This window comes from Sphingobacterium detergens, from assembly GCF_003610355.1.
GTDB lineage: Bacteria > Bacteroidota > Bacteroidia > Sphingobacteriales > Sphingobacteriaceae > Sphingobacterium > Sphingobacterium detergens.
On record NZ_RAPY01000007.1, the window covers coordinates 324,463 to 350,335 of the forward strand.

Below are 25,873 nucleotides of genomic sequence, written 5' to 3' on the forward strand. Positions count from 1 at the left end.
TAGTTATCTTATTATTTGTAAATAATAAATCACAAAAATACCACTATCAGTCCAAAAGAGCGTAATATTATATTAACATTATAAAAATATAACCATAATATTACAAACTTTGCATCAAACAATCGGGTTATAAATTTGTTTGATGCTCAGTTCAATACCATCTTATTTACCGATCTCCCGCAAGATCTGATCAATCATATAGCCGATAGCACCTTCTTTTGTCTCTGGCAGTTTTGTTGATATTTCGGCTTCCATACGGTTGCCCACAATTCCCTTCGAAGTGATTGCTGTGCTACCATATTGATTCAATTGCGCCATCGTTTGTTCCCATTGTCTTCCTGGACTTACACCCATCTCTTTTAACATCGCGGGCAACTTTTGCAAATCAATCGCAGCAGACATTTTGTTTTGCTTCATCAACTTAATAAAATCTTTATTTGCAGAGCCAGCCGTTTTATTTTGACGGATATCATGTAAAGACAAAGAATCATTACTTACCATCACCAAATCATCTTTCAGAAGAACATACATTGGAAAATCTAGCCCTTTTTTGGACGAGAATGCATAGATGCCATCCTGTATTTTACCAAAGGCTTTTGCTACTGCAAGATCTAATCCTTTTCTAAACAAACGCTGGTCTTTTGATGTAAACATCCAGATAAAAACTGGCAGGGTTTCGTCCTTTGTCTTCTTTACCTCTGTTGCATTATAATCATCGTCATAACTATAATCAATATATTCCTTTCTGAACTTGCGTAAACCATTCACCACAAATAGATGATCACCTGGCATTACTTGGGCAATTGCTTTCTCATCCAATGCAATTTCAAGTGCCATTAATCCCCATTCAACCAAATCTTGCTGAGGACCTAGTAATCCGCTATAATATTTTGCTGTATAACTAGGTATATCTCGCAAATAGGCTTCTGAATTAATATTAACGTTAAAGAAGCCAAGTGTTTTATCAGTCAGATATTTATTGAATTTTCCATTTGGTTTTCTTGCATATAATCGCTTGGACATTTCAGCAAGATCCCGATCTAATCCCACAGAGCCTCTTAATCGCAATACATTTCCATCCTGCAACAAATCCAGCATTCCGTCCTGATATCCTGTTTTAAATTTGTCCATATTAATCCCCATATAGAGGTAAGGAATGGTTTTATAAGGCATAAGACCACGATAGAGCTCCTCGACATGTGGTACATATAGACGGATCAATCCTAAGTTTTTGAGCACTTTTTCCTGATCTGAAACGGAGAGAGGCTTATAGGAAGCAGATAGCAAACGTGTCGCTTCCCCCATCAACCACTGATCACGAAGCGCATTGCGTATAGAATCATTTTTTCTATTTTGATTCTCGTATTCTGTATAAAGCGAATCATAATAACTTGGATCATGCATTTCTGCGGGAGCTACATCCACAGTCATGGGCACGGCAGCTTCTACATTCGCCAAAACTGTATCTGGCGTGCTCTCCACAATAATCGGTGGGCTCAGTGGCTCTATTTCCTTTTCGCCTTCTTCCCAACCTACCGCCACTGCCGCTGAATCCAATACTGCAGCTGCGGAATCCAATTCAGGAGAATATGCGTCAGCCGCAGGCGCCATGTAAGCAACCTTCTTTATCCCATACCGGTTGGCTACAGAGTCGTTCTCGAAAAAAGTTGTACTCATTGTCGACGAAATAAAGCGTGCCACACGGTCGTTGTAAACCAACACGCTCCCCGCCTTCATCCCTATGCTTGAATATCCATTGGCAATGGGTTTAGGTTCACCGACATCATGTAGCAGTTTTTCAAATTGCACTTTATTGGACAAAGGAAATATAAACTCGAGAAAACTGACACTGTCTGTCTTTCTGTTATAGAAATAGGCCGTTTGTGACAAATCGATACCCAAATTTTTGATATCATTCCCAACTGAAGCACCTGATTTTTCAAGTTGCTTGAACAGACCAGCTTTCTGAAGAAGCTCATTCAACTTGTTTGCATTTGCCTTCTGAACGATATCCTTCACATTAAATGCGGCGATAACTTCAGCATCTTCTGGAATAAGCTTGACTAAATCTTGTGACTTCACAGTCCCCATCAAAGAGAGACATGCTAGTCCAGTCAATAAAATTTTTGATTTCATATAGGTTATTTTGTTAGTGTGATTTTATTTGCCAAAGTAGACTTACCATAAACCAAGTCCGTAAACGGTAATTTTAATAGCACGCCCTTCTTATTGCCCGCAACTTTCGCTTTACTATTATCCTGAGCCACTATCGCTTTCTCAAAACGCACAATCTGTGTATAAAAAGCATCCGCAAACTGATTTGTGTTATCGCTTCCCAACTGATTGAATTTAGCCTTCCAGTTGCTCGAGGCTACAAATTTACGTTCAAAAACGTTGGTCTGAGCGTTATAATAGTATCTATTTGAATTTGATATCTTTGTCTTAAACCGATTAGCCAATATATCCGAAAAGGCATTTAACGACTCGATCTGACTAAAGTCACAGGATATATTTACAATAAAATTTGTAAAATCCGTTTGATACTGAACATTAGAGATACCCTTTGTCTGCTTGAGTAGCTGAACTGCCGCCTTAATCTCTTTTTCCATCTCGGCCTGTGTTGGTATCTGTATCCCTTTTATGCTTTTCATCTTCATCAAAGAAGATACCTTTGTTTTACTTTTACTCAGGTTCAATGTTGCCGCAATATGTCCCGAACCATTGGGTTTAAGGTCAATCTGTTCAACAAAGTCAAAACAACTGGACAATGTAAAAGTCATCAACAATGCACATATAACCACATAAAACCTAGTCAACAGTTCTTTTAATTTAAAAACTCTCTTCATTTCTTTTCAGTACCGATTAATAAATTATCAAATCAATATATGTTCGGGCATTAACAGCAAACATTGTGCTATTTTCGTCACTTTAGGAAAATTTTAAAAAAAAGTGTGATATTTGGCCCGTCTGGAACGAAAACCTTTCCTTTCTCCCGCCCTTATCTTTAACACTATCCAATAACCAATTTAGCGCCAACCCTTATCGCTATTTAAAAACAGTTGTCTTCCTTAAAAATTATTCAATACCCATAATAAATATATCTCAAAATCGAATAGATGCATTATCAAAGCATTTAGCTTGCACAAAAAGGCAGATGTATGCCCGGATAATTCAACTTTTCTTAGGTACTTTTGCCCCTCTTTGCGAACAAACACTAACGATCAATATGATTTACAAGTACAGGTCTATTCCGCAGCATGCAATATGGCGAATAGTTTATTTTATAATTACGTTGCTTGCTCTTAATTCATGTACAAAAAATGAGTCCAGAATGGAGCAAGCTGCATTACAATTTACACCTACAATTGTTGGCCAAATTAATACCAAAGCTACTGAGACCAGCTGGGACAAAGGCGACCAAATTGGCGTTTATATGATCAAATCAGGCCAGCGATTAACATCAACCTCAATTGTGAATGCTGTCAACAATCACGTATTTACGATTAATGGTTCATTATTTCAAAGCAAATCACCTATCATTTTACCAAATGAACAGGTAGATTTCATTGCATATTATCCTTATAAATCCATTACCGATTTTCAATATCCCATCAATCTGAGTGATCAGTCAAACCAGTCAGTATTGGATTTCATGTATGCCAGCAATGCAAAAAACATCAACAAAACCAATAATACCGTCCCACTCAATTTTGTAAGACAATTGAGCAAGATTGCGATTCATCTTTCCATTACCAATACAGCAGGTTTAGAAGCCAATCAGATTGCTGTCAGTATACCTTCGGTACACACACAAGGGGGATTTGATCTCTCAACTGGAAAACTAAATGTTAACCTTACTGAAAAGAAAGATATACAAGGAAAAGTTTCGGCGAATACCAACCAAACAGCTATCGTGGAATTCATCCTCCTTCCCGGAGAGGATATTACCAGAAAGGCGATTAAATTTATAGCTCCTAATGGCGATAGTTATACATGGACAACACCACAACATCAAAATCTGAAAAACCTAATTGCGGGAAATCGTTACAGTTTTGATATCAAAATTGACAATGGTAAACCAAATGGCGGGATCGGCGATTCGCAAGCCTATCTGGAAATCCCCAAAATGAGCAATTTGAACAATGATGAAGTGTTCATACAGCACTTTCTTCCTGATGCAAACACGCAAAGAAACTATGCAATGTTGTATGATAAGAAGCTAAAAATGGCTTACTGGGTAGCTTATCCATTATATAATAGCATTTTAGGCTCTGGTAATCGCACAGATGCCTGGGGATATGATCCTTCCATATCAACGGCATTCCAGCCGGTTTTATTTAAGGGCTTCCAGCCAACGGGTTACGACAGGGGGCATCAGTTGCCTAGCGCAGACCGCAACCTAAACATCACGCACAATAAAACTACATTTTATTTTACCAATATGACAGCGCAGGCATCCCGCCTCAATCAGGGGTTGTGGGCAAACCTGGAAACTAAGGTACGGACCTGGACAGCGCAATGTGATACCATGTATGTTGTAACGGGAGCAATGCCAACAACAGATACCGATAATCTGCTTGACTTTGCACAAGACAACGACAAAAAAGATATCGCAAAACCAAAATACTATTTCAAAGCGTTAGCTATGAAGAAAGGAAGCGAATATTACACAATAGCCTATAAGATCGACAATGTTACTCCACCTGCCAAAAGTACTTTTGACAATTATAAACTAACAGTGAGTGAATTGGAAAAAGCAACAGGATTTACATTTTTTCCCGATTTAGACAACACGAAAAAAGAAAGTATCAACACCAGTATCTGGAAATAATTCATGGTTGGCTTAATCGAATTATTTTATTCCGATTAAGACAGTAGCTTAAAGCTTGATAAGCCTTAAAAATATCAAGATCTCCACCATAAAAAGGCAATGCACGATGAATTGTGCATTGTCTTTTTATTTAATGGTATAGCCACGGTGCGTCAAAAAACTTGACATTCCTGTAAAAACACCATTTTATCCCTAAAATGCACAATCAATCCATCATAGTTTTTTATTAGTTTTAACCCATGAAGCTTATCATATTCGATCTGGATGGAACATTGTTGGATACATTACAAGATCTTGGAGACAGTTGCAACGCGATCCTTCAGCAATTTGGTTATCCTATACATCAGTTACCGGCCTACAAGAAATTTGTAGGTAATGGTGTGCAGAAACTAATCGAACGGGCCCTTCCCGAACATGCACGAACCACAGAAATAATAACAACACTGCTAACGGCATTTAAGACCTACTACGAAGAGCAGACAATATCTCATACACGACCCTATGCTGGAATTATCTCCTTATTACAGACGCTTAAATCTTCGGGATATCTCATCTCTGTAGCATCCAATAAATATCATGAGGCGGTTATCCCGTTAATGGAAAAATATTTTCCTACGATCTCTTTTGATCTGATCCTTGGTCACCGTACAGGACATCCGGCCAAACCCGATCCAGAGATTGTCTGGGATACGCTCCAGACATTAGGAATAGCAAAAGAAAACTGCTATTATGTTGGTGATTCCTCTGTTGATATGGACACAGCCAATAACGCGGGGGTGACTGCTATTGGTGTGACCTGGGGTTTTCGCGATGAAAACGAATTGAGGCAACACGGTGCACAGCATATTATTCACGTTCCACAGGAACTACTGAACATTATATAAAAGAAAAAGCTGAACTTTATTCCAACAATGGTTTGAGTTCAGCTTTTTTAAATTAAAATATTGTAGTTAGCTACATTTTAGCATCCATCAGCTTTTCACTTTGCGACTTTGGTTTTCCCAATTTCATTTTGACGACAAAGGCTTTATTTGCTATAAACGAATTAGGAAGCAGAATATCGTAATACGTATTTTTATCCAAGTCTAGACCAATATCCGTATGGCGTAATTCTAAGGATTGTCCATTTTGGAGTATAGTGGCAGCAACCGGAACTTCAGCGGCACTCTTAGGAACAGCGATACGCACAATATTGTTGACTGGACGATTAAAGACCGTAAGGTAAAGATTATCTTCTTTTTTTGTAAAGTAACCCAATTTGGATGGCGCAAGACCAGCATGTCTGACACCATATACCGCTTCACCATTTACCTTGATCCAGTCGCCAATCTCCTGGGAGAGCTTATCCTCCCCCGGATGCATATGACCATTCCCATCAGGGCCAAAGTTTAGCACGAAATTGCCATTCATGGAAACACAATTCATTAACATATCGATGAGATCATCTGAGGTCTTGGTATAAATCCCAGACCAGTCTTTCATATAGCCCCAACCATTCGGTGGAATCGTCATGACACAATCCCAGTCACGTCCTTCCAACCATTCAAACTCCTTCGGCATTTTTCGTTCCCAACCTTGTTCATAGTCCCCTAGCATATCACCATTGGAGTCGAAATGCCGCTTTCCAAATTCGTCATTTCTAAATCTGCTCCCAATAATCAATCCCGGGTGTTTTTCACGTAACTCTTTCTCTAATTTATACGTAAAATCATACGCTTGAATCCAGGATTGATCCCAGGTACCATCAAACCAAAAACCTTTTATTTGCGGGTAGTTCTCTAGAAGTTCTAGCAACTGATTGCGTGTGTATTCCAAAAACTTATCGAATTTAGCCTTTTCTTCAGGAGTAGAGGGAGCTTTCCCCATATAGTTTGAATTATTCCATTCAAGAATTGAAAAATACAAAAATACATCTATTCCTTCCGCTGTATAAGCATCTACGACTTGCTTGACGATATCTTTTTTATAAGGGCTCTTCTCCACGGTATAGTCTGTATACTTAGAAGGCCACAGGGCAAATCCATCATGATGCTTTGTGGTAAAAATAAGATACTTTGCCCCCATTTCTTTTGCCTGTTTAGCCCAGCTTTTTGCGTCAAAACCTGTAGGATTGAATTTTTTGTAGAGGTTATCATAAGTATTCTTCCAGTCTTTCGGTGCTGTTGGCCCACTCCAGGTACGTATCCATTCGGATGCCGCTGCTCCTTTTCGTGCACTGACCCCTTCCCATTCGTTACCAGGAATTGCATACAAGCCCCAATGGATAAATTGTCCTAATCCATAGTTTCGGAATCGTTCCATCGCTTCATCCGTCCGATGTCCAGGCGTCAAAGGCCCGTATTTTACGTCTACTTTGTTTTCTACTTTCTTGCGAGGACCTGTCCATTGTGCCGAAGTAGTTTTTACTCCCAGCAATATGCTGCCGAGAATCAATGCTGTGATTAATTTATTATATTTCATCTTATCCTTATTTCTTTAAAAATGATTACTCCCAACGACAAATAAATCCGTGTTTATTGACCAGATATATGTTGCCCATCCGATTATCACTTTGGATTATCTATATATTGTTTTTGTGATTTTTTAATAACTGCAGGCTCTGGATTACTATCCTTAAATGGATCAAAGTAATAAAGCCCCTGATCGCGGTATAAGGGTAAATGCTTTTTTAATTTTTTTGCAAATTCATCAAAATTTCGACCTGTTCCCGGCACCCATGCCGCCTCCGCCAATGCCGCTATTCTCGGAAACACAAGGTAATCCAAACGACTGACATTCGTCACTGTTTCTGTCCAAAGATTAGCCTGAATGCCCAAGACCTGTTTTTTTCTTTTTCCCAAACTATCCAATTGACTTCCAGCAAAATCAAACACATCCTGCAAAGGATTGAAACCCCTTCCCCATTTACGGCCATACTTATGATTCTCCTGTTGTACAAAGTCAAAATACATTGGCAACCTAGGCGTTAGTATAACTTGATAGCCTTTATCCAAAATCTTGTTTAGCTGTTCTGGTTTATCATGACGCCACCACATCATGACCGTCTGATCTTTGGCCAACTTGGCATCCACCATTTCATCCCAAACAATAATCTTTCCGTTTATCCCAGCCACAGAATCAGCCATACGACGGATAAAATACTCTTCCACTTCTTTGTTGGACTTTAAGCCTACTGTCTTTTTCAATTCCTGAACTTTGATATCATTATCCCAGGCATCGCTGCCAAAGGCGACCTCATCTCCTCCCAAATGAATATAGACCGAAGGAAACAGTGTTTTCACTTCACGCAAAACATCAGTCAAAAATGTATATGTTGTATTTTTAGCAGGATGGAAAGTGAAATCAGGATGTTTTTCGTTGCCCCCACCAGAGAGAAAAGGATAAGCCCGATTTGCGGCTGTAGCATGTCCCGGCATATCAATTTCAGGAATGACCTCAATATTTCGCTCAGCAGCATAGGTGATGATCTCACTGATATCAGCTTGACTATAATACTGTACGGGCGCATAAGGATCGAGATAATTGCCTATTCCCCCAACTTGAGTTAACCAAGGGTATTTTTGTATACTTAAGCGCCAAGCCGGTTCGTCTGTCAAATGCCAATGGAATTTATTCAACTTGTAAAATGCCATCCAATCCAGTAAAGATTTCACTTTCTCCTTACCAAAAAAATGACGCGATTCATCTAACATAAACCCTCGCCAACCAAATTGCGGTTTGTCCTCAATATTCAATACAGGTAATAAGAATGCATTGCCTTTTCTTTCAGCACCAGTAAACACCTGTTCCAAACTAGCAAGGGCATTGACAATACCCGATCTATCAGAAGCATATATTGCAATACCTTTGCGATCAATCTTTAGACGATATGCTTCATGCTGTAATTTGCTATCAAGCTTCACGATCATTTTTGCTTCCTTTTCCAAGGAGGCGTAAGTTGAAATTCCAAAACGGCCCAACATCAGCTTCCGAAGATAGTGCAAAGACGATTCAAACACAGCATCTCCAGTGACTCCAAAATTACCCCCCAGCTTCAACTCTCCCTGCCCCATTTTACATGCTAAAGGCTGCGGAATAATCGCGATTTGAGCTGTCACATTTTGAATGAGCAAGTAGGTTATAATAAATACTAATTTACGTTTCATATGATAATTAAGACTTTACCTTGGTTAGAAGGTGTTAAAATTAATTATTAAAGCATCATCCTGCTACATTTTTATAAAATCCTTATCTACGATTCTGAGTTTGCTGTCCCCCTAAACTAAAACCAAATAGTTACGGTCTTTAATCGATTCTAATTGTAGCTCTGCGTAATACAATGGTAAAGAAATTATTAAGTTATTACTGAAAGTCAAATCCAGTCAATCGTTTGCGCAACTCTCGAAAACGTTATAGTGTATTTTATACAAACAAAACAATAGGGAAATATATTTAAACATGGAAACAATAAAGATTTAAAAAGTTAATGTTATTGCAAGATTCTTCATCAACCAAAACCCGCACAATTAGCGATTGTCTTTTTGTTGGTTATATTTGAAAACGAAACAAATACCCTAAGTTAAAAACCATATGATTAAAAGGATTTTTTATACGCTCTTCTTTATTGGGATAACTATTCTGCATCTACAAGCCAGAACAGTTATTCCGTTCAATGCAAACTGGTCGTTTAAAAAAGGTCCGTTTTCCACCTCAGCATTGGACTACAACCAGATATTTGATGGAAAGTGGCAATTGGTTACCCTACCACACACCTGGAATGCAACAGACATGCAGACTGCAGAGATCAAACCGGGTGGCCTTGGAAAAAACGAACGTTTTTATACCGGCGATGCTTATTACCGCAAAACGTTTGTCCCAGGATCAGATTGGAAAGGTAAGCGTATTTTCATCCGATTTGAAGGGGTGAATACCAATACCGAAGTTTACTTAAATAATAAACCCCTGTCTTCCAAAGCAGGAAAAAATGATATTACCTACGATAACTCGCAACGAAATGGCAACTACAGTTTTGTTGGCCGACATCAGGGCGGCTATTCTGCTTTTGTCTTTGAATTAACCAATATGCTTCAATTGGGAGTGGAAAACGAGCTGTTGGTCAAGGTTAATAATGAAGCCAGTCCACAGGTTATTCCGGTAAACCACACCTTATTCCCGATGTACGGCGGCATTTATCGTCCTGTTGAACTTATAGTCACTGATGACATTCATGTTGCTGTGAATGACTTTGCTTCCCAAGGTGTCTATATCACACAACAAAATGTTTCAAAAAAGACTGCGGATATAGCATTAAAAATAAAAATTGACAACAAATCCGGAAAAATACAACCGATCGAATTGCTAACAACCATTTTTGAAAAAGATGGAACCATAAAAGCAAAACAACAAACGGCATATACATTGCCGCCACAGGGCCGTCAAGTCTTATCACAACAAATTGTGATCAAAAGCCCACATTTATGGCAAGGACTGGACGATCCCTACCTTTACAAGGTTGTGACACAGATCAAAAAAGATGGTCAGGTCATTGACGAGGTAACGACACCTTTAGGGATACGCAAATTTGAATTACGTACTGGCCAAGGTTTCTTTTTAAATGACATCAAGTATCCCCTATATGGTGTATGTCGACATCAGGATCGTTGGGGCAAAGGCTCAGCCTTGAGCAACGCCGACCACGACGAAGATCTATCCATTATCAAAGAAATGGGAGCCACTTCCATCCGTCTAGCACACTATCAACAGTCATCATATTTCTATTCCAAATGCGATAGTATTGGGCTTGTGATCTGGGCCGAAATCCCATTTGTGAATCGCGTGACAACATTTGAAGACAATAACGCCCAACAGCAGTTGAAAGAATTAATTCGACAAAATTTCAATCACCCTTCCATCTATATCTGGGGGATGCATAACGAAGTTTACTCCCCGTCCGCCTACACCATAGAACTCACGACCAAACTAAATGATCTCGCTAAATCCGAAGACCCGGATCGTTACACCGTCTCCGTCAGCGGATACAATGTAATTGATCATCCGGTTAACAACAACGCCGATGTGCAAGGGATCAACCACTATTTCGGCTGGTATAATGGTGAACTGGAAAACAAATCCGATAAAGATAACGATGTCGCCACATGGGCGCAACGGATAAGTAAAGAGTTCAAAGACTACAAGATTATCTTTTCCGAATACGGTGCCGAAGCAGTTCCTGAGGATCAGGCCGAAGAGGTAGGCAATTTCGGCAACCAATGGAGCAATCCATCATTTTTCCCAGAAGAATATGCGACAAAATTCCATGAAGTCCATTGGGGCGTAATCTCCAAAAGCCCTATTTTCCTAGGGTCATACGTGTGGAATACTTTTGATTTCGCCACACCGATTACCGCACTGAACGTTAATCCGAGAAATTATAAAGGATTGGTTTCTTTTGATAGAAAATTGAAAAAAGATGGCTTCTACTGGTATAAAGCAAATTGGAGCAAAGAACCGGTATTGTATGTCACCCAACGCCGTATGATCAATCGTGGAAATGAAATTACCCCGGTAACTATTTATTCCAATAGAGGCGAACCAACCTTAACTGTTAACGGAACTGTTATCAAAGGCGTTAGAAAAGGGCAAACAGATGTGCATTACATTTTTGATAACGTCAAACTTACGAAGGGGGCGAACACGATCGAAGCTAAGATCATACAAAAAGACGGAAAGATATTGACAGATAGTATTCATTGGAATTACGATCCATCTTATAAGCAAAATGCATCAGGACCAACCAAATCAAAAACTGAACACGTAGGTCTCTAATACCAAAATTAAATAGAATGAAAAAGCCGCACTAGTCCTTGCATTAGTGTGGCTTTTTTATGTAAAAGTGATTTCGGACTTACCCTATCATCATTCTGAATCCACATCTAACCGACTTTTAAGAAAAAAATTACCAGATGGTCATTAACCGACATAAGCCAACCGTTTACCGAGATTCACTCCTGATTAGCCTAATGACTCTCCCCCCTTCAGCAAATCTCCCCTACCTTTGAGATATCAAATAAGAAATAAAAACATTAAAAAATAAACATCATGGCAACTAAAACAACATTCAGCATTAACAGCAAAACAATCACAAAAGCTTTTCAAGACCTTTTTGATTCATTTAAAAGCTCACGCTTAAAGGTTTCTTCCAAAAATGGACAGGAATACCTCAACATATCATTACTACTGGCGGTGATCATTGGAATTATCTTTCCGGTAGCTTTTGTAGTCCTTATTATCCTTACCTTGATTTGCAGCCTGCAGTTGGCCATCTTACAAGAGGATAAACAGGAGGAAGAAAAACAAAAAATGATTGAACTAAAATAAACGCTGTCCTTGACATAATTTAACATAAATGGGCTGCCCATCAATGGGCAGCCCATTCTATTTTCATCAATATCTTACTTAAAGATCGGAAAATACATTATTCCAACCTTGGATTAAATTATCTGCCACAGTCCCTATTTTGTCTGAGTCTTGATTTTTTTTATATACGCGATGACGATGTCCTAGAGTCATTCTATACAATATATTTAACATTTTTTCTCAGTTTCACGTCACACATCCTGTTGTTAAGTCGTCACTCATTTTCTCTGCCCCATTTTTCACCAAAAAACAATGCAATCGATTGATTTATATTTCTTTTTTAATAGAAAATTAATTTCCGTACCTTAAACTGAACAATACTTTTTAGTATTGTAAATGCTATAAAATACCCCTAAGCGAAAACCATTTATAAATTATGATCATGAGATATATTATCTTGTTCCTTCTATTTATACAAATAAACTTCAGCTACGCACAAAGCAACAGTATTTACCTGCATACAGACAGAGATTATTATTTTCCTGGCGATACGGTATGGTTTAAAGGTTACATTTTGGAAGAAGGTCTTCTTTCGAAAAATGTATTTAACCTCTACCTAAAATGGGCAGATGGACAGGGTAAAGAATTCCAGCAGGCCGTAGCAATGGTTTCGCAAGGTATTACAGCAAGTCATTTTGTTATCCCAACAACTTATCAGGGAGACGAGTTATTTATCAATGCCTATACAAATGATCCGAATTGTCCACAAGGCCGCCCGTACTTTAAGAAAATCGGCATACTGCAACTGGGAAAACCTATTTCAGACCAACGATCTGATTTTCCCAAAAAAGAAAAGCACTACAACCTATTTCTTTATCCTGAAGGAGGTTTATTATTAAGTGACATTTCGAATCAGCTTACAATCAAATGTACGGACAACAATGGAATCCCGTCCATGGCCAAAGGTAGCCTGACAGATGATCAGGGTAAGTTTTTAGGTGATTTCCAGACTGACGGGGCAGGGCTTGCCATGATTTATTTTACCCCGAATTTGGCTACAAACTATTTCATCGAATGGACCGCTGTGGATGGAAACATTCGAAAAAACAGCTTACCAGCGGCGAAATTGGGCAGTAAAGCTAGCCTGATAACGGAGAATGATCAAACCGTCATCCAATTACAGACCAATATCGATTCACAATCTGTACGTATTGAAGCCAGCTTACAACAACGTTTTCTTTTCAAAGAACAAGTGCACCTGATTAAGGGGAAAAAAATTAATATTCCGCTTCAGAATAACAGTTTGGAATATGGGCTTTTACAAGTTAAAGTCAACGATACTTCAGGTCAATTACTTTCTTCGCGAACAGCCATCATTGGACAAGAACAAATCTTGCTCAAGCCAGAGGTTTCTTTACAACGCGGTGAAGGTGAAAAATCTGGGAATAGGCTCCAATTACAGCTTCCATTAAAAGAGTCTGCAAAATTATCAATTTCAGTCACGGATATTGATGTTCCGATAGATAGTAATGAAAGTATGTTGACTGATCTATACCTTAAACCATTAGCTTCAGACAATTTAATCGCACCTCAAGTTTACTGGAACAAAAGCAAGAATAGAGACGGTTATATTCAGAGTGTGAACTGGCTCCGAGAAATCTGCTATAGCGATAAGCAATTCTATAAAGATACATTACTTGTTTTAAAAGGCCAGATAATAATGCCAAAAGACAGGTGGGCTAAGTTTTATGAAAGCTACCGAAACCTATTGAAGAAGGAGGAAAAATCCAAGGGCGTTGACCGAGGAGCTTCTTTCGGTTATCAGGATTTTGGCTCATCACGCATGAAATACCAAGAAATTGGTTTTGATTCTCTGGGCAGATTTAGTATTCCCAACTTAATCATTTTTGATTCCGTAGAAACCAAATTTAGCCAAATCTACCGTCGGTTAAAATTTGAGCCGTTTTCTGTCCATTATACTTTTGCGAATCCGCAGCAGTTCCGACGTCCGGTTTATATCGCTGACAGCCTACCACAAAGAGATTATAAAACGACAGATTTAATCCAACTCGAAAGCTTTGCTCCAAATTTCACTGTTGACGCAAAGGGACAGCGCAGGCTAGCAACTGTTGTCGTCCACAGAAGTCGATTGCAAAGAGAGCAAGAGCGCGTTCAAAAAAGGTTTTATATGGCAGATGTTCCGACCAACATAAAGCCCGATGCAATAATATATCCAGCACTTGACAGCAATGTGATTAAACGGTCCTATGATATTAGCGATTATATACGGAAACAACTCAAAAGTTATAACCCGCAAAGAAACTACAAAATCTATATCAATGGAATAGAACAGATCTTTACTAATTTTGAATCCAATATTGATGGTAATGGGCTCTTTGAAGACGCGGCTAACTTTCCAATGGTAAAATATTATGCGAGTTTACCGCAGGCAGATAATCAGCCGGCCATTCTTCTTTTTCAGTCCTCAGTAGGTGAAGTCGACCGTGAGATTGGCAAGGCAGTGGATAAGCAGACCCTTATTGGGTACATGCCGATTACACAATATACCAATGTGACCTACGAAACTACAGCCAAGAAGTTTAATAGTCCCAAAGATTATCGATCAACATTATATTGGAATGCCTTTGCAACTATGGAAGCCGGAAATACATCAGGACTTTTCACCTTTTTTAATAATAGTCGAGCAAAGGGCTTTTGTATAACCATCCAAGGTATCACGGAATCTGGTAAGCTGGTTTACTATAGAGAGATCTTTAAGTAAAAGATGTCACATACAGCCCTTATAAAAATAATCGGATAAATGCTGTATGTGACAAAAAGTTTAAAGTCCATGAAAAACAACCGAAAGGTATTAAACTTACTTAATAAGCCAAGCCTTTGTTACATTCCTTATAAGGACTTCAATAGAGCCATAGAATTCTATCTAATTTCAATCTCACAGAAATGACAATTTCTGTCCTATAGACCCTATCTCTTTGACAGGAATATCTACTCCAACGTTGGATTGAATTCTCCACCCCAGTCTTTATTTTGTTTGATGTTCGGGTTCTTGTCTATCACAGATTGAGCAATCGGGAAGAAATAATATGTATCTGGCACCAGATTGATTTTATTTCCGGTACTAGGCACCTGCAATACATTGTACTTAAACTGATTTTCTTTTAGTTGATAATTTTTGGCCAAGTCTGCTGCCGCCTTTAGATCCATATCGGTTCCGTTTGCATTGATCGCAATCGCTTCCACTCCCTGCTTGGTTTTATTGTTCAGGACAGCAAGCTTACGCAGGCGACGTAAATCCCAAAAGCGGTGGCCTTCGAAACAGAACTCGATATTTCTTTCCGCCAATAGAGCCTCCCGCATATCGGATTTATTACCCGCAACGATACCATAGCTATTATCTCCCCCCGGTTCGATACCCGCGCGCATCCGGATCTGTTTTAAAAGGGACGTTGCCGTAGCGAGATCCCCTGTTTCATTTGCTGTTTCAGCATAATTTAACATCACCTCCGCATAACGCATCAGTACGAAATCCACATCATATTGGGTCTCCACCTGCGTTTGTCGTAAGGAAAGTTTTGAATTCTTCAAAATAAAAAATCCTGTATACCGGTCTCTATTCGAGGAGGTTGTTCCAGCTTTTGGATTTTCTCCAAAATTGTCCAGTGCATCCGCGATGCCCAGCGAGGTATATTGTCTTTTCCCTGTTTTACCCGAAACCTCATAGACCTTCCCGTTCCAAACAATGGATTTGTCAAAACGGGGATCACGGTTCTCCCAATAGCTTTGTAGGAACTGTTCATCTGTTTTATGGTATTTGCTTGTTGGATCCGTATATAGTTTACCATCTTTCATTGGAAATTCTTTTACAAAATCCCAGGTTGGTACAGCACTGGCAGTCCCCCGGCTTTCGGAGCCCGGCCGCACCCCATTATCCCAGTTAGCAACCTTATTGGGGTAGGAGTTTATGACAGCAAAGACCACCTCCGGACCTTTCTCCACCAATGCAATATTATAATAATCAGCGGTCAAGTTATAGCCCTGTGTCTTTAGCTGCTCATAAGCTTTTTTATTCACCGCATTTGCCTCTACCCAATAGGCATTCCCATAAGGATTGGAAGGATTAAATTGTGGCGACGCTTTATACAACAATACTTTAGCTTTAAAAGCCAGGGCAAAATTACCATCAATACGTCCATAATCCGCAGCACCTTTCGCTATGGTCATTGGCAAATAAGTCAGCGCCTCATCCAAATCTTTTATCATTAAATCAAAACATTCCTTGGTACTGTTCCGCGGAACTTTCAATTCATCATCTTCCAGATCCTGTGGTTTTGTGATGTAGGGTACCCCACCATGATGCTTGACCATATTGAAATACATATAAGCACGCATAAAAAGTGCCTGACCTAAGATGGATTTCTTTGTCGCATCATTTAATCCTGTACTTCCGGACACCTTTTGGATAGCAGTATTGATCTTACGCATGGTTGTATAATCCCAAGCTTTGTAGACAGTATTATTGACCGTCACCGCATTCAGAGGGAAATTAATTCCAGCAAGCTGTTGCGAATTATTGTCTGCGCCACTGTTCCAGTTGCCGAATAAGGTATATAAATTAGCCAGATAAGCGTTGACAAGATTGGGATCATTCCACACTTTATCTTCATTTACCGAGTTGAGATCCTCAATATCCAATACATTTTTGCAAGAAGCCGTTGTCAACAACAAGGCAACTAGCGGATAAAATATCTTTTTCATCATTAAAAATCGATTAAAATTTAACATCAAGACCCAATGTGAAGGTTTTCATCACCGGATAGGAATCGTACATTTTTTGCTCCGGATCATGGAATTCCTTCATCGGCGAAAAAACAAATAGATTGGTACCATTTAAGAATACGTTGACACTCTTCATTTTGATTTTTTCCATCATGGCCTGCGGCAGTGTGTAGGAAATATTTAAATCCCGCAGTCGCATATAAGCTCCATTTCGAATCCAGAATGTCGAGGAGGCAGCCCCAGATTCCTGCCAGTTATAACCTACAGGTCGCGGGTATTTCGCATCCGTATTATCTGGAGTCCAGACATCCGAAGTCCAGATCGGATAATAAGGTCTAAAGGTATCCCCATGTTGCCGCATTCCTGCCCCTTCCTGGTTGCTGATCACCCGATCATAAGCCAATACGCCTTGAAATAAAGCAGAGACATAGAAACCTTTCCAGCTGGCGTTAAATCCAAATCCATAGTTAATACGCGGTGTATTATTCTCCGAAAGCAACTGCATATCATTGTCATCGATAATGCCGTCTGGCTGGTCAGAATAATTCTGCCCACGGATATCTTTATACAGAATCATGCCCGGATAAGGGTCACGTCCATAGGTTTTAAAGCCTTTTCCTTTCAGCGCATCAGCTTCGGCCTGCGTGCGAACCAGTCCCGAAGCTTCCAGACCAATAATACGATTTTCAGGACGTCCTACTTTTGAACGGAAATTTTCCCTTCCTCCTGCGGCGTAGGAAGGTTCCTCGTCAAAAATATCCCATCGGTCTTTTGCATACCCCATATTCGCATTCAAACCGTAAGAAACTTCACCAACCCTGTCATTCCAGTTGAGTGAGAGTTCGCCCCCTCTAAAGCTTCGCGCCGCATAGTTTTCCGGTGCCAACCCTCTGCCATAATTATCCGGAACCTTAATCCCTCTCGTTCCGAGGATATCGCTCTCTTTACGGATAAAGCCATCTAAACTACCCGTCAGTTTATTGTGAACAAACCCAAAGTCTATCCCAACGTTATAACTCTTTGATTTTGTCCAGGTAAGGTTCGTGGTCGGGTTATCAAGGTACGTTACCCCAGTGTAATAGCTATCTCCAAAAATATATCCCGGCACCGGTGTTCTGCTTCCTGTTCGCGAAGTGATGATCGAGCTATATTTCTCCATATACGAATAGGGCAATATCGAATAGCCCTCCACATCCACAAAGTTGCCCGAACTTCCATATGATGCCCGTAGTTTTAGATCACTGACCGTATTTTTGATGGACGAAAAGAAATTCTCATCCGACATCCGCCAACCAAGGGACATCGAAGGGAAAAATCCCCAGCGCTTATCATTTGGGAATAAAGGTGAGCCATCGTAACGGAAAGAAAACTCGGCTATATACTTATCCGCATAGTTATAGTTCGCCCGACCGATCACCCCTCGTCGTGCGTCCATTAATTCAAAGGCATCTGTTGATCGCATGCTCCTATCTGTCGGATAGATATACATCTGATCCAATGGGATAATTGGATTTTCTGCCCGCGATGTAATGTTCGTATTACCCGATTTAAACTGCTCATAAACAACCAGACCATCCACCGTATGTTTGCCAAACTTGCGGTTATAGTTTAGGAACCAATCCACCTGGTATTGCCATTTTCGCTGTGGGTTGTAGTCCATAAAAGGTTGAGCCTGGCTAAAGGTAAATACATTTGTCCTATCCTCTGAGGGTGGGGCTGGTATGAAACGGTTCCCATCTGGATTCAGCGAAGTAAATGTATAGTTCTTTTGGAAACTCATATAGCGTTTGCGCATATAGTCTTCTGCTACGTAACTTCCCACCAGTTTTGTAGAAAGTCCCTCTAACAGTTTATCCAACTTTAAATTAAGGGTCATAATCGGATTTACCTGACGTACTTTGCGATCAATGTAGCGATCGCCGATGACCTGGTCAATCACATTCCAGGCCTGCCAGCTTCCCATCGGTGTCTGTACCGGATAAGCCGTTGGGGTATTGCTCGGTGTTCCGTCCGCGGTTAGATAAAAGGGATACATCTTGGGCCAGTTGAAAGTAACGCGGTAAAAATCCGAAACATCAAAATCATCATCACTGGCAGATGTACTAAATGGCCAGAAGAACCTATTGGAATTCGTCTGATTGGCCGAGATATTAAAATCCATGCTAAATGCGTCACTGATCTTCGCCGAAATATTGCTGCGGAGATTAAATTTTTCGTGATCCAGCGATTTATAAGATCCGTTTTCTTTCCGATAGCTCAATAAGGCATAGTAGGTAATCTTGTCGCCACCACCGTTAACAGCAATAGACTGCCTATGGCTGAAAGGATTTCGCCAGATAACATCATTGGTGTTATAATTTTTGTCTTTAAAATAGTCAAATTCCCGCTGTCCATTTGGAGCTACCCACGGTTCACTTTTCTTGCCCTGTTCCCAACGGAATTGGGAAACTCGATTCTGATAGATTAGTTCATCCGTAGCGGTAGTCAGATTGGCCAATAGAGTCTGTGTAGGTGCACTGAAGGAATAATTACTCTGCACATTGAATACTGGTGCCTGGGCAGTCCCTTTTTTTGTCGTCACCAGTACAACGCCATTACCTGCTCTTGTACCATACACAGCGGCGGTTCCGGCATCTTTCAAGAAACTCATCTGATCTACTTCATTCGCCTCCAGCGCATCAAAAGCCGCTTTGTCGCGCACCACACCATCAATCACATACAACGGTTCGACAGCAGCTCCACGGATACGTAAGGAAGAGGAAGCTCCGGCCATCCCTGAGGTATTCGTCACATTCACCCCGGCCGCCCTTCCCGCCAAGGTATTGGACAGATTGGATGGCGAGATATTTTTCAGTTGTTCAGAGTTTACTGCTGCAACAGCCCCGGTTAGATTTCCCTTTTTCTGCTTACCATAGCCCACGATAACAACCTCTTCTAACGACTCGGTATTGCTAATCATCGTCACGGCAATCGTTCCACTACCTACCTCGACCTCTTGCCGCGCATAACCCTGATAATTGATAACCAGAAAATCTCCCTGTTTGGCGCGAATGGAAAAGCTACCATTGGCATCAGTCGCTGCTTGAATCGTACTACCTTTCACGGTAATCGTAGCGCCAGCGAGTGGGTCGCCTTTTTCATTCTTTACACTACCCGAAATTTGCTGTTGTTCGACATGAAAATAGCTCAATTTCGATTTCAAATTGCTCGCAATTAAATTAGGGGACGAGCATAAAAGACCTAGACCTAAAAGACTTAAAGGTCTGGCTTTGCTGTAAAAAAGATGATTCTTTTTCATAATTAAGATGGAGGTGTTTAGATAATAGTTTACAAACAATTACTAAAAGGTTTATTGGTATTTTGTCTTTTGTAAAAAAATAACAAAAGACAGTTGATTTTAATAGGAAATTAAATAAAAGAATCTGAAAATAAAAATGAAATTGAACAAAAGAAACTGAAAAACAGATTGTTTTTTTACGTTTCGCATATAGGTTATTAGAATAATTAACCCATTGTTTTTATAAAACAACGGGTATAGCAGGGGCTATTCACGCTAAAAAGAGCAGATATTTAGACAACAGATGGATATTTCTAACAACAAAAGCAGCTACCGAGGCTGCTGCTTTTGTCCAATCGAAAAGTATATTGGATATACTATCTTTTCTCCGTTTTGTTGAAAGGAAGAGTTGGTGACAGATTAAATGTAAAATTACCTTTTGAATCTACTCCACCAGCACCCCTAACACGGGCCTTGATTTCGTACTTCGCATTCGGATTATAATCTCTCACGGTGAAATTGTAATAAAAAGGTTTAATTTTATTCGTTCCTCTAAATTTGTCCGCAAGCGCATGATGTCCGTCCTCATCAATAATACGACCATCTTGCAGCAATTGGACAGCATCTATCTCCAGAAAATTCTTACCTTCTAAAAAGAAAAAACCAGCTTGTGCCCGTCCATTGTCGTAGATCCTTTTTGTGACATCAAAGGTTAGTGTACTATACTCCTCTTTGATGTCATCACTTTTCCAGCTACCTGCGATATAACCGCCGGTATGATAGTAATCAATCCGCATGGAATCCAGACGTGGAAGATTAGCATCCAGTCTACGACAAAACTCCGCATAATCTTTCTTTGACTTAGAAGCCCAACCTATTTCAGCAACAGCAAGTAAGCGTGGAAAATTCTGCACATTCATATCTTTGATATCCTGGGCAATCGCCGACCACATATTACCCTGCACCCCCAGTACCAATTGATCCTCTACCGCGGTCAATCCATTTGATGGATCGAAGTCATAAACCCTTTTTAGGGAATTAATCTGTGGATAGGCCAGATCAGTCATTGTGCCATCATTGCGATCCGCCTGCGTAATATCGAAATACAGATGCGAGGCCGGTGTCGCCACAGCTTTAAATCCATCTTTAGTCGCCTCCTTAATCGCCTCCTCTCCAAGCCAGCTCATAATAGCTGTACTTTTGGGCAGATTCTTAGCATCGGCCAAAATATCATTCCAACCAATAGGTTTTTTCCCTTTCTGAACAATGATAGCCGATACACGTTGTACAAAATAACTTTGCAATGCTTTGACATCTGCAATCTGATGCTGCTTCATAAAATCCTGCACATGGGATTCTTTTTCCCATAAATCATGACGGACCTCATCCCCTCCAAAATGAATATAGCTTCCCGGAAATAGGCTGGCAATCTCGGTAAACACATCATCCAAAAATTGATAGGTTGCCTCTTTTGTTGGATCAAGTGTATTTGGTGTAAACTGGTTACCCCAATAACCCCAGGACGACACGAAAGGAAAAATATGATTGGGGTAAGAATTCTTATTCACCCCCAACGCAGGATAGGCTAATATTGTTGGCCAGGAGTGCCCTGGTACGTCAATTTCAGGAACAATTGTAATATTGCGTTCTTTGGCATACTGAACCACCTCCTTTATCTGCTCCTGTGTATAAAAACCGCTCCGCTCCGCCGGTTGCTTTTCAGTACGGTGGAAGACTGTCGCATTCTCGGCCGTTAACTTTGGATATTTCTTTATTTCGATACGCCATCCCTGATCATCCGTCAAATGCCAATGAAAGATATTCATTTTATATAAAGCCATTGCATCCAGGTATTTCTTAACAGTATTTATCGTATAGAATGTACGGCTTACATCTTTCATATACCCCCGCCAGTGGTATCGCGGATAATCTTTGATCGCAACAACAGGAATGGACCAAGTGGATTCATTTGCAGCACGATTAGTTGTCTCGATTGCAGCGGGCAGGAGCTGGCGCAACGATTGTGACGCATTGAAAAGACCATGCGTTGTCTTTGCCTTCACTGTTACCTTTTTAGCAGATACATCCAATTGATACCCTTCATCACTAGGCAGATCCAGTTTTTTATCTAAAATAAACTCAATCGTATTGCTTGATTGCCTTTTTTCCATCATTGGATAATGGCTTGCTTGCCGCAATTGCTTAATGAACAGGTCTACATCTTTAACGCTACAATTTTTAAAACTTATGGTCGTTTGTTTATCTAATTGGAATAAACCTTCCCCATAAGTGATTTCCTGTGGTTTTGGAATGACATTTATAATAGATTGCCCATAGCTTACCTGTCCGATAATTAACGACAACATTGCTGAAATAAACAGTTTTTTCATCAGTTTTACAATTTTTTCCTTTATTAGAAATGAGTTATTTTGAGCCAACTATCTGACTCTATTAGGTTTCCATCGGTAAAATAGAAAATAAAAATTGTACTACCGTCTTTTCCTTTCAATCAAACGATTGTGTAAGTTTTTTAAAAAGTAGCGATTAATTGACAGTTATAAACAACAGCTTTCATTTTTAAGTCTTAAATTTGAGTTCCATACTAAACAAAGAGGCTGTAATTAATTTATTGGTTGAAAGAGTAACAACGTGAAAAATAATAGAAAAATATTTATTTTCAGGACAGTTTTAATTGCTTTTCTGATTCTTTCTTTAGTGTATATCGGCTCGATATTTACCTATCAATATATTGAATATCAAAAAACCGAAGCTCGTCTAAATAAAGCCTATAGCTCCAAAAATCAGTTGACAAGTTTATTTTATGAGCTGTTTGCCTCTTATAATGCTGCGGGGAATGCATTCCGTTCATATACGGTAGATTTCAGTACTCAGAATTTGGCAAACTATACAAAAAACCTAGATAGCCTTCGTTTTTATATTGACTCTCTTTCTACGCTTTCTTCCAAAAAAGGAATATCGTTTTCAACCAATACACCACTGGAACAAAACATACATCTCTCTGATGAATTCGCACGCATCAAGAAATCCGTAGATAATATGATTTTCCTGGCAAAGGACTCTCTTTCTCTTTTAACTAAAACCAGTCGAACATTACGTCCAGCAACCAATCGGATAGACGCGGATTCCGTTGTTAACAGAATATTACGAGATACTTCCCTAATTGTCAGAAAAAAAGATACAATTGTCAGAAAAAAGGAAAAACTTTTCACCCGGATTTTCAAAGCAAAAAACGACACTTTAGTTGCCGACAAACTTGAACAACAATTTAATGTCAATCAGATCAAGGCCATCCACAGCCAGATACAGACATTAATTGAACAGAATGAAACGTTCTATAAGCAAGATTTTAGTAAAATTCGTCGCTCCTTTGTCGAACTCCAAGATAAGGAAAGACAACTCCTACAATCAAATTATGCCCTTTTTAGTACGATCAGTACCGCCCTACTCAAGATAAAAACACAAGAAGACGAGTCTTTACGGGCGGCCGAGATACAGGATTTCAAATTGTATAAGGAAAATTCTGCCTTTTTCGGGAAGCAGGTTATTGCCTCAATCATCCTAATGATTATTATGGTGACCTTAATTCTGTCCTATCATTATAATACTATTATTTACGAACGTAAAATCACAGCGGCGCGGGATTATGCATTGCGTACAGCCAAAGAAAAAACGAGTATATTGGCCAATGTGAGCCATGATGTGCGTACTCCAGTCAATTCGCTGGTCAGCGTCATTGACCTCTTAAAGAACAACACGTCCAACAATCGCGTTAATCCCGCATTATTGGATTCCATCACACAGGATATCCATGTGATCAATGATACGGTAGAAGATATACTCAATCTTGGCAAATTAGAATCAGGCATGCTGGAAATTAAAGAAGAATATTTTTCACCAGCCAACTTGCTTACCAATCTGATAAAAATGCAACAAAGCCAGGCGGATAAAAAAGGGCTTAAGCTTGTCAGCAATATTTCCATAGAACCAGACACTTTAATTAAGAGCGGAGCATATCGCTTGCGTCAGATCGTATCTAATCTTCTGAGTAATGCCATTAAATATACTGACAAAGGTCAGGTAGAGATTAAGGCATTCATCAACTCTGATGGAAAGAAAACCCTACAAGTAGAGGTTTCAGATACAGGAAAAGGTATTTCTACAAAAGACCAGGAACATATTTTTGAACAATATTATATGACTGACCTCAGATCCAAAAATAGCTTTGGATTGGGATTGCATATTTCCAAGCTTATGGCGGAGCAACTAAATGGAACATTAAGTGTGCAAAGTAAACAAGGAAGAGGGTCGACATTTACATTAATCGTTCCCATTGCTGATGAAAAGAAAAGCCTGACACAAGTGGTTACACAGGACAATCTACCGATAAACTCACGCATTGTCGTTATCGATGATAACCCAATCAACAATTTATTTGTTAAACAGGCTCTACAGCAGTTCAAGGACGTCCAAATTTTTCAAGATTCGTCACTGGCGATGGAGTATCTTCAAAATAATACCAGTGCTATTGTCATCACTGACCTTAACATGAATGGCCCTAGCGGCTGGGATATTTTGAATTTAGTCAAAGGAAACAAAACTATCCATGGCGCGAACAGCAAAGTAATTGCATTAACATCGGATGAATCACAGGTAACCGTACAGATTCCTCAGGGGCAGATCCATCAGTTCGATGGGATTATGGTCAAGCCTTTTAATTTAGCAACATTCGTCCAGATTTTAACATCATAGATTGTATCGCTCGATTATATTGTCTTTATCATCCAATATCAATTGCTGCTAACATCGACACGCATTCAAGTTAACATAAGGCAAACAACAAAGGGGTCAGCAAAATTTGCTGACCCCTTTTTCGTGCTAATTGTTCATAATCCTGAAGCACTTCATTACACCTTGGTTGGTGTTAATTCTTAAGATATTATTCGCGTACTTGCGATGGTAATAGCATACTCAACAGGCTTTCTGCTTACAATCCAATAGCATTTCAACATTATCTTCAGAACTTAAATCTTTGATGGCTTTTACCCCGTCATATGTTCGAGGAATATCTGTTTGATTGGCTTCCCATTTCTCATTTGGTAAACTATAGCTAGTCTCTCCTCAAATATGTGTTTTCTCATAAATAATGAATCCCAAAAGTTTTTGTCTAACTTTTGGGATTCATTTCATTATAGCGACGACCTTATTAATTTAAGCTAGACAGCTCGAGGATACTGCATCTCCTGAAACATTCAGTTTTCTATAGACAGATTGTCCAGCTAAATTTTCCTCACAAATACCAGATTGGTTTCCATGATCAGATATATTTACAGTACAGGATTCACTATGGCATCGCTTCGCAATACAACGCCCCATGGAAGGAGAACAAACTGAGCCACTACAATAAGTCGTAATCGACCAAGCAAGCCTGGCCAGGCCAAGAACAAAACGTAGTTCCGCCTGTAGGTAGTAAAAATAAGAGTTCCTCCATAGCTGCGGCACCATTGTCCTTCTGGAACCTTTTGGGAAGTATGTAAACGAAAGAAGCCCTTGACTGTTTCCAGCAAGGGCTTCCGTGTAAAAAAAGGCACCGACCTACTCTCCCACCTGTT

The 25,873-nt window shown here is 39.7% G+C and carries 14 protein-coding genes; 6 read left to right on the forward strand and 8 right to left on the reverse strand.

The window, feature by feature from the left end; translation table 11 throughout:
- Window positions 1-162 precede the first annotated feature (162 nt).
- Window positions 163-2,136: a DUF4836 family protein gene (locus DFQ12_RS25835; RefSeq protein ID WP_120261901.1), complete on the reverse strand. Its 1,974-nt coding sequence runs from the start codon at window positions 2,134-2,136 to the stop codon at window positions 163-165.
- Window positions 2,137-2,141: 5 nt separating this feature from the next.
- Window positions 2,142-2,846, reverse strand: a complete 705-nt coding sequence (locus DFQ12_RS25840; protein WP_147420478.1) for a hypothetical protein — start codon at window positions 2,844-2,846, stop codon at window positions 2,142-2,144.
- Window positions 2,847-3,331: 485 nt separating this feature from the next.
- Between DFQ12_RS25840 and DFQ12_RS25845 the strand changes: the two genes are divergently transcribed.
- Window positions 3,332-4,831 carry a fimbrillin family protein gene (locus DFQ12_RS25845; RefSeq protein ID WP_167457355.1) on the forward strand — a complete coding sequence of 500 codons (1,500 nt, stop codon included), beginning with the start codon at window positions 3,332-3,334 and terminating at the stop codon, window positions 4,829-4,831.
- Between the two features lie 239 nt (window positions 4,832-5,070).
- Complete coding sequence (locus tag DFQ12_RS25850) at window positions 5,071-5,715, forward strand: HAD family hydrolase (RefSeq protein ID WP_120261904.1); 645 nt, start codon at window positions 5,071-5,073, stop codon at window positions 5,713-5,715.
- 70 nt (window positions 5,716-5,785) lie between these two features.
- Here DFQ12_RS25850 and DFQ12_RS25855 read toward each other — a convergent pair whose 3' ends face one another.
- Window positions 5,786-7,291: an alpha-L-fucosidase gene (locus DFQ12_RS25855; protein WP_120261905.1), complete on the reverse strand. Its 1,506-nt coding sequence runs from the start codon at window positions 7,289-7,291 to the stop codon at window positions 5,786-5,788.
- Between the two features lie 86 nt (window positions 7,292-7,377).
- On the reverse strand, window positions 7,378-8,976 hold the full coding sequence (locus DFQ12_RS25860) for a beta-N-acetylhexosaminidase (protein WP_120261906.1): 1,599 nt from the start codon (window positions 8,974-8,976) through the stop codon (window positions 7,378-7,380).
- A gap of 424 nt (window positions 8,977-9,400) precedes the next feature.
- On the opposite strand from DFQ12_RS25860, the gene DFQ12_RS25865 reads away from it, so the two are divergent.
- The 3 genes from DFQ12_RS25865 (at window position 9,401) to DFQ12_RS25875 (ending at window position 14,948) form a co-directional block, all read left to right on the forward strand.
- Entirely contained in the window at window positions 9,401-11,635 is a 2,235-nt protein-coding gene (locus DFQ12_RS25865; RefSeq protein WP_120261907.1) for a glycoside hydrolase family 2 protein, read from the forward strand.
- Between the two features lie 273 nt (window positions 11,636-11,908).
- Window positions 11,909-12,187, forward strand: a complete 279-nt coding sequence (locus DFQ12_RS25870) for a DUF4342 domain-containing protein (protein WP_120261908.1) — start codon at window positions 11,909-11,911, stop codon at window positions 12,185-12,187.
- 421 nt (window positions 12,188-12,608) lie between these two features.
- Window positions 12,609-14,948, forward strand: a complete 2,340-nt coding sequence (locus DFQ12_RS25875; protein WP_147420479.1) for a hypothetical protein — start codon at window positions 12,609-12,611, stop codon at window positions 14,946-14,948.
- A 227-nt stretch (window positions 14,949-15,175) separates the two neighbouring features.
- On the opposite strand, the gene DFQ12_RS25880 is transcribed toward DFQ12_RS25875, so the two are convergent.
- The 3 genes from DFQ12_RS25880 to DFQ12_RS25890 form a co-directional block, all read right to left on the reverse strand.
- Window positions 15,176-16,948, reverse strand: coding sequence for a RagB/SusD family nutrient uptake outer membrane protein (locus DFQ12_RS25880; protein WP_244211853.1), 1,773 nt, complete (start codon window positions 16,946-16,948; stop codon window positions 15,176-15,178).
- A 10-nt stretch (window positions 16,949-16,958) separates the two neighbouring features.
- Window positions 16,959-20,264 (reverse strand): SusC/RagA family TonB-linked outer membrane protein, encoded by a 3,306-nt coding sequence (locus tag DFQ12_RS25885; RefSeq protein WP_120261910.1) that lies wholly within the window; start codon window positions 20,262-20,264, stop codon window positions 16,959-16,961.
- Window positions 20,265-20,620: 356 nt separating this feature from the next.
- On the reverse strand, window positions 20,621-22,633 hold the full coding sequence (locus tag DFQ12_RS25890; protein WP_120261911.1) for a beta-N-acetylhexosaminidase: 2,013 nt from the start codon (window positions 22,631-22,633) through the stop codon (window positions 20,621-20,623).
- A 259-nt stretch (window positions 22,634-22,892) separates the two neighbouring features.
- Here DFQ12_RS25890 and DFQ12_RS25895 point away from each other — a divergent pair, with 259 nt between their 5' ends.
- Window positions 22,893-25,013: an ATP-binding response regulator gene (locus tag DFQ12_RS25895; RefSeq protein ID WP_120261912.1), complete on the forward strand. Its 2,121-nt coding sequence runs from the start codon at window positions 22,893-22,895 to the stop codon at window positions 25,011-25,013.
- Window positions 25,014-25,588: 575 nt separating this feature from the next.
- Here the strand turns inward: DFQ12_RS25895 and DFQ12_RS28320 are convergent.
- On the reverse strand, window positions 25,589-25,873 hold a 285-nt coding region (locus DFQ12_RS28320), incomplete at its 5' end, for a hypothetical protein (protein WP_208642624.1).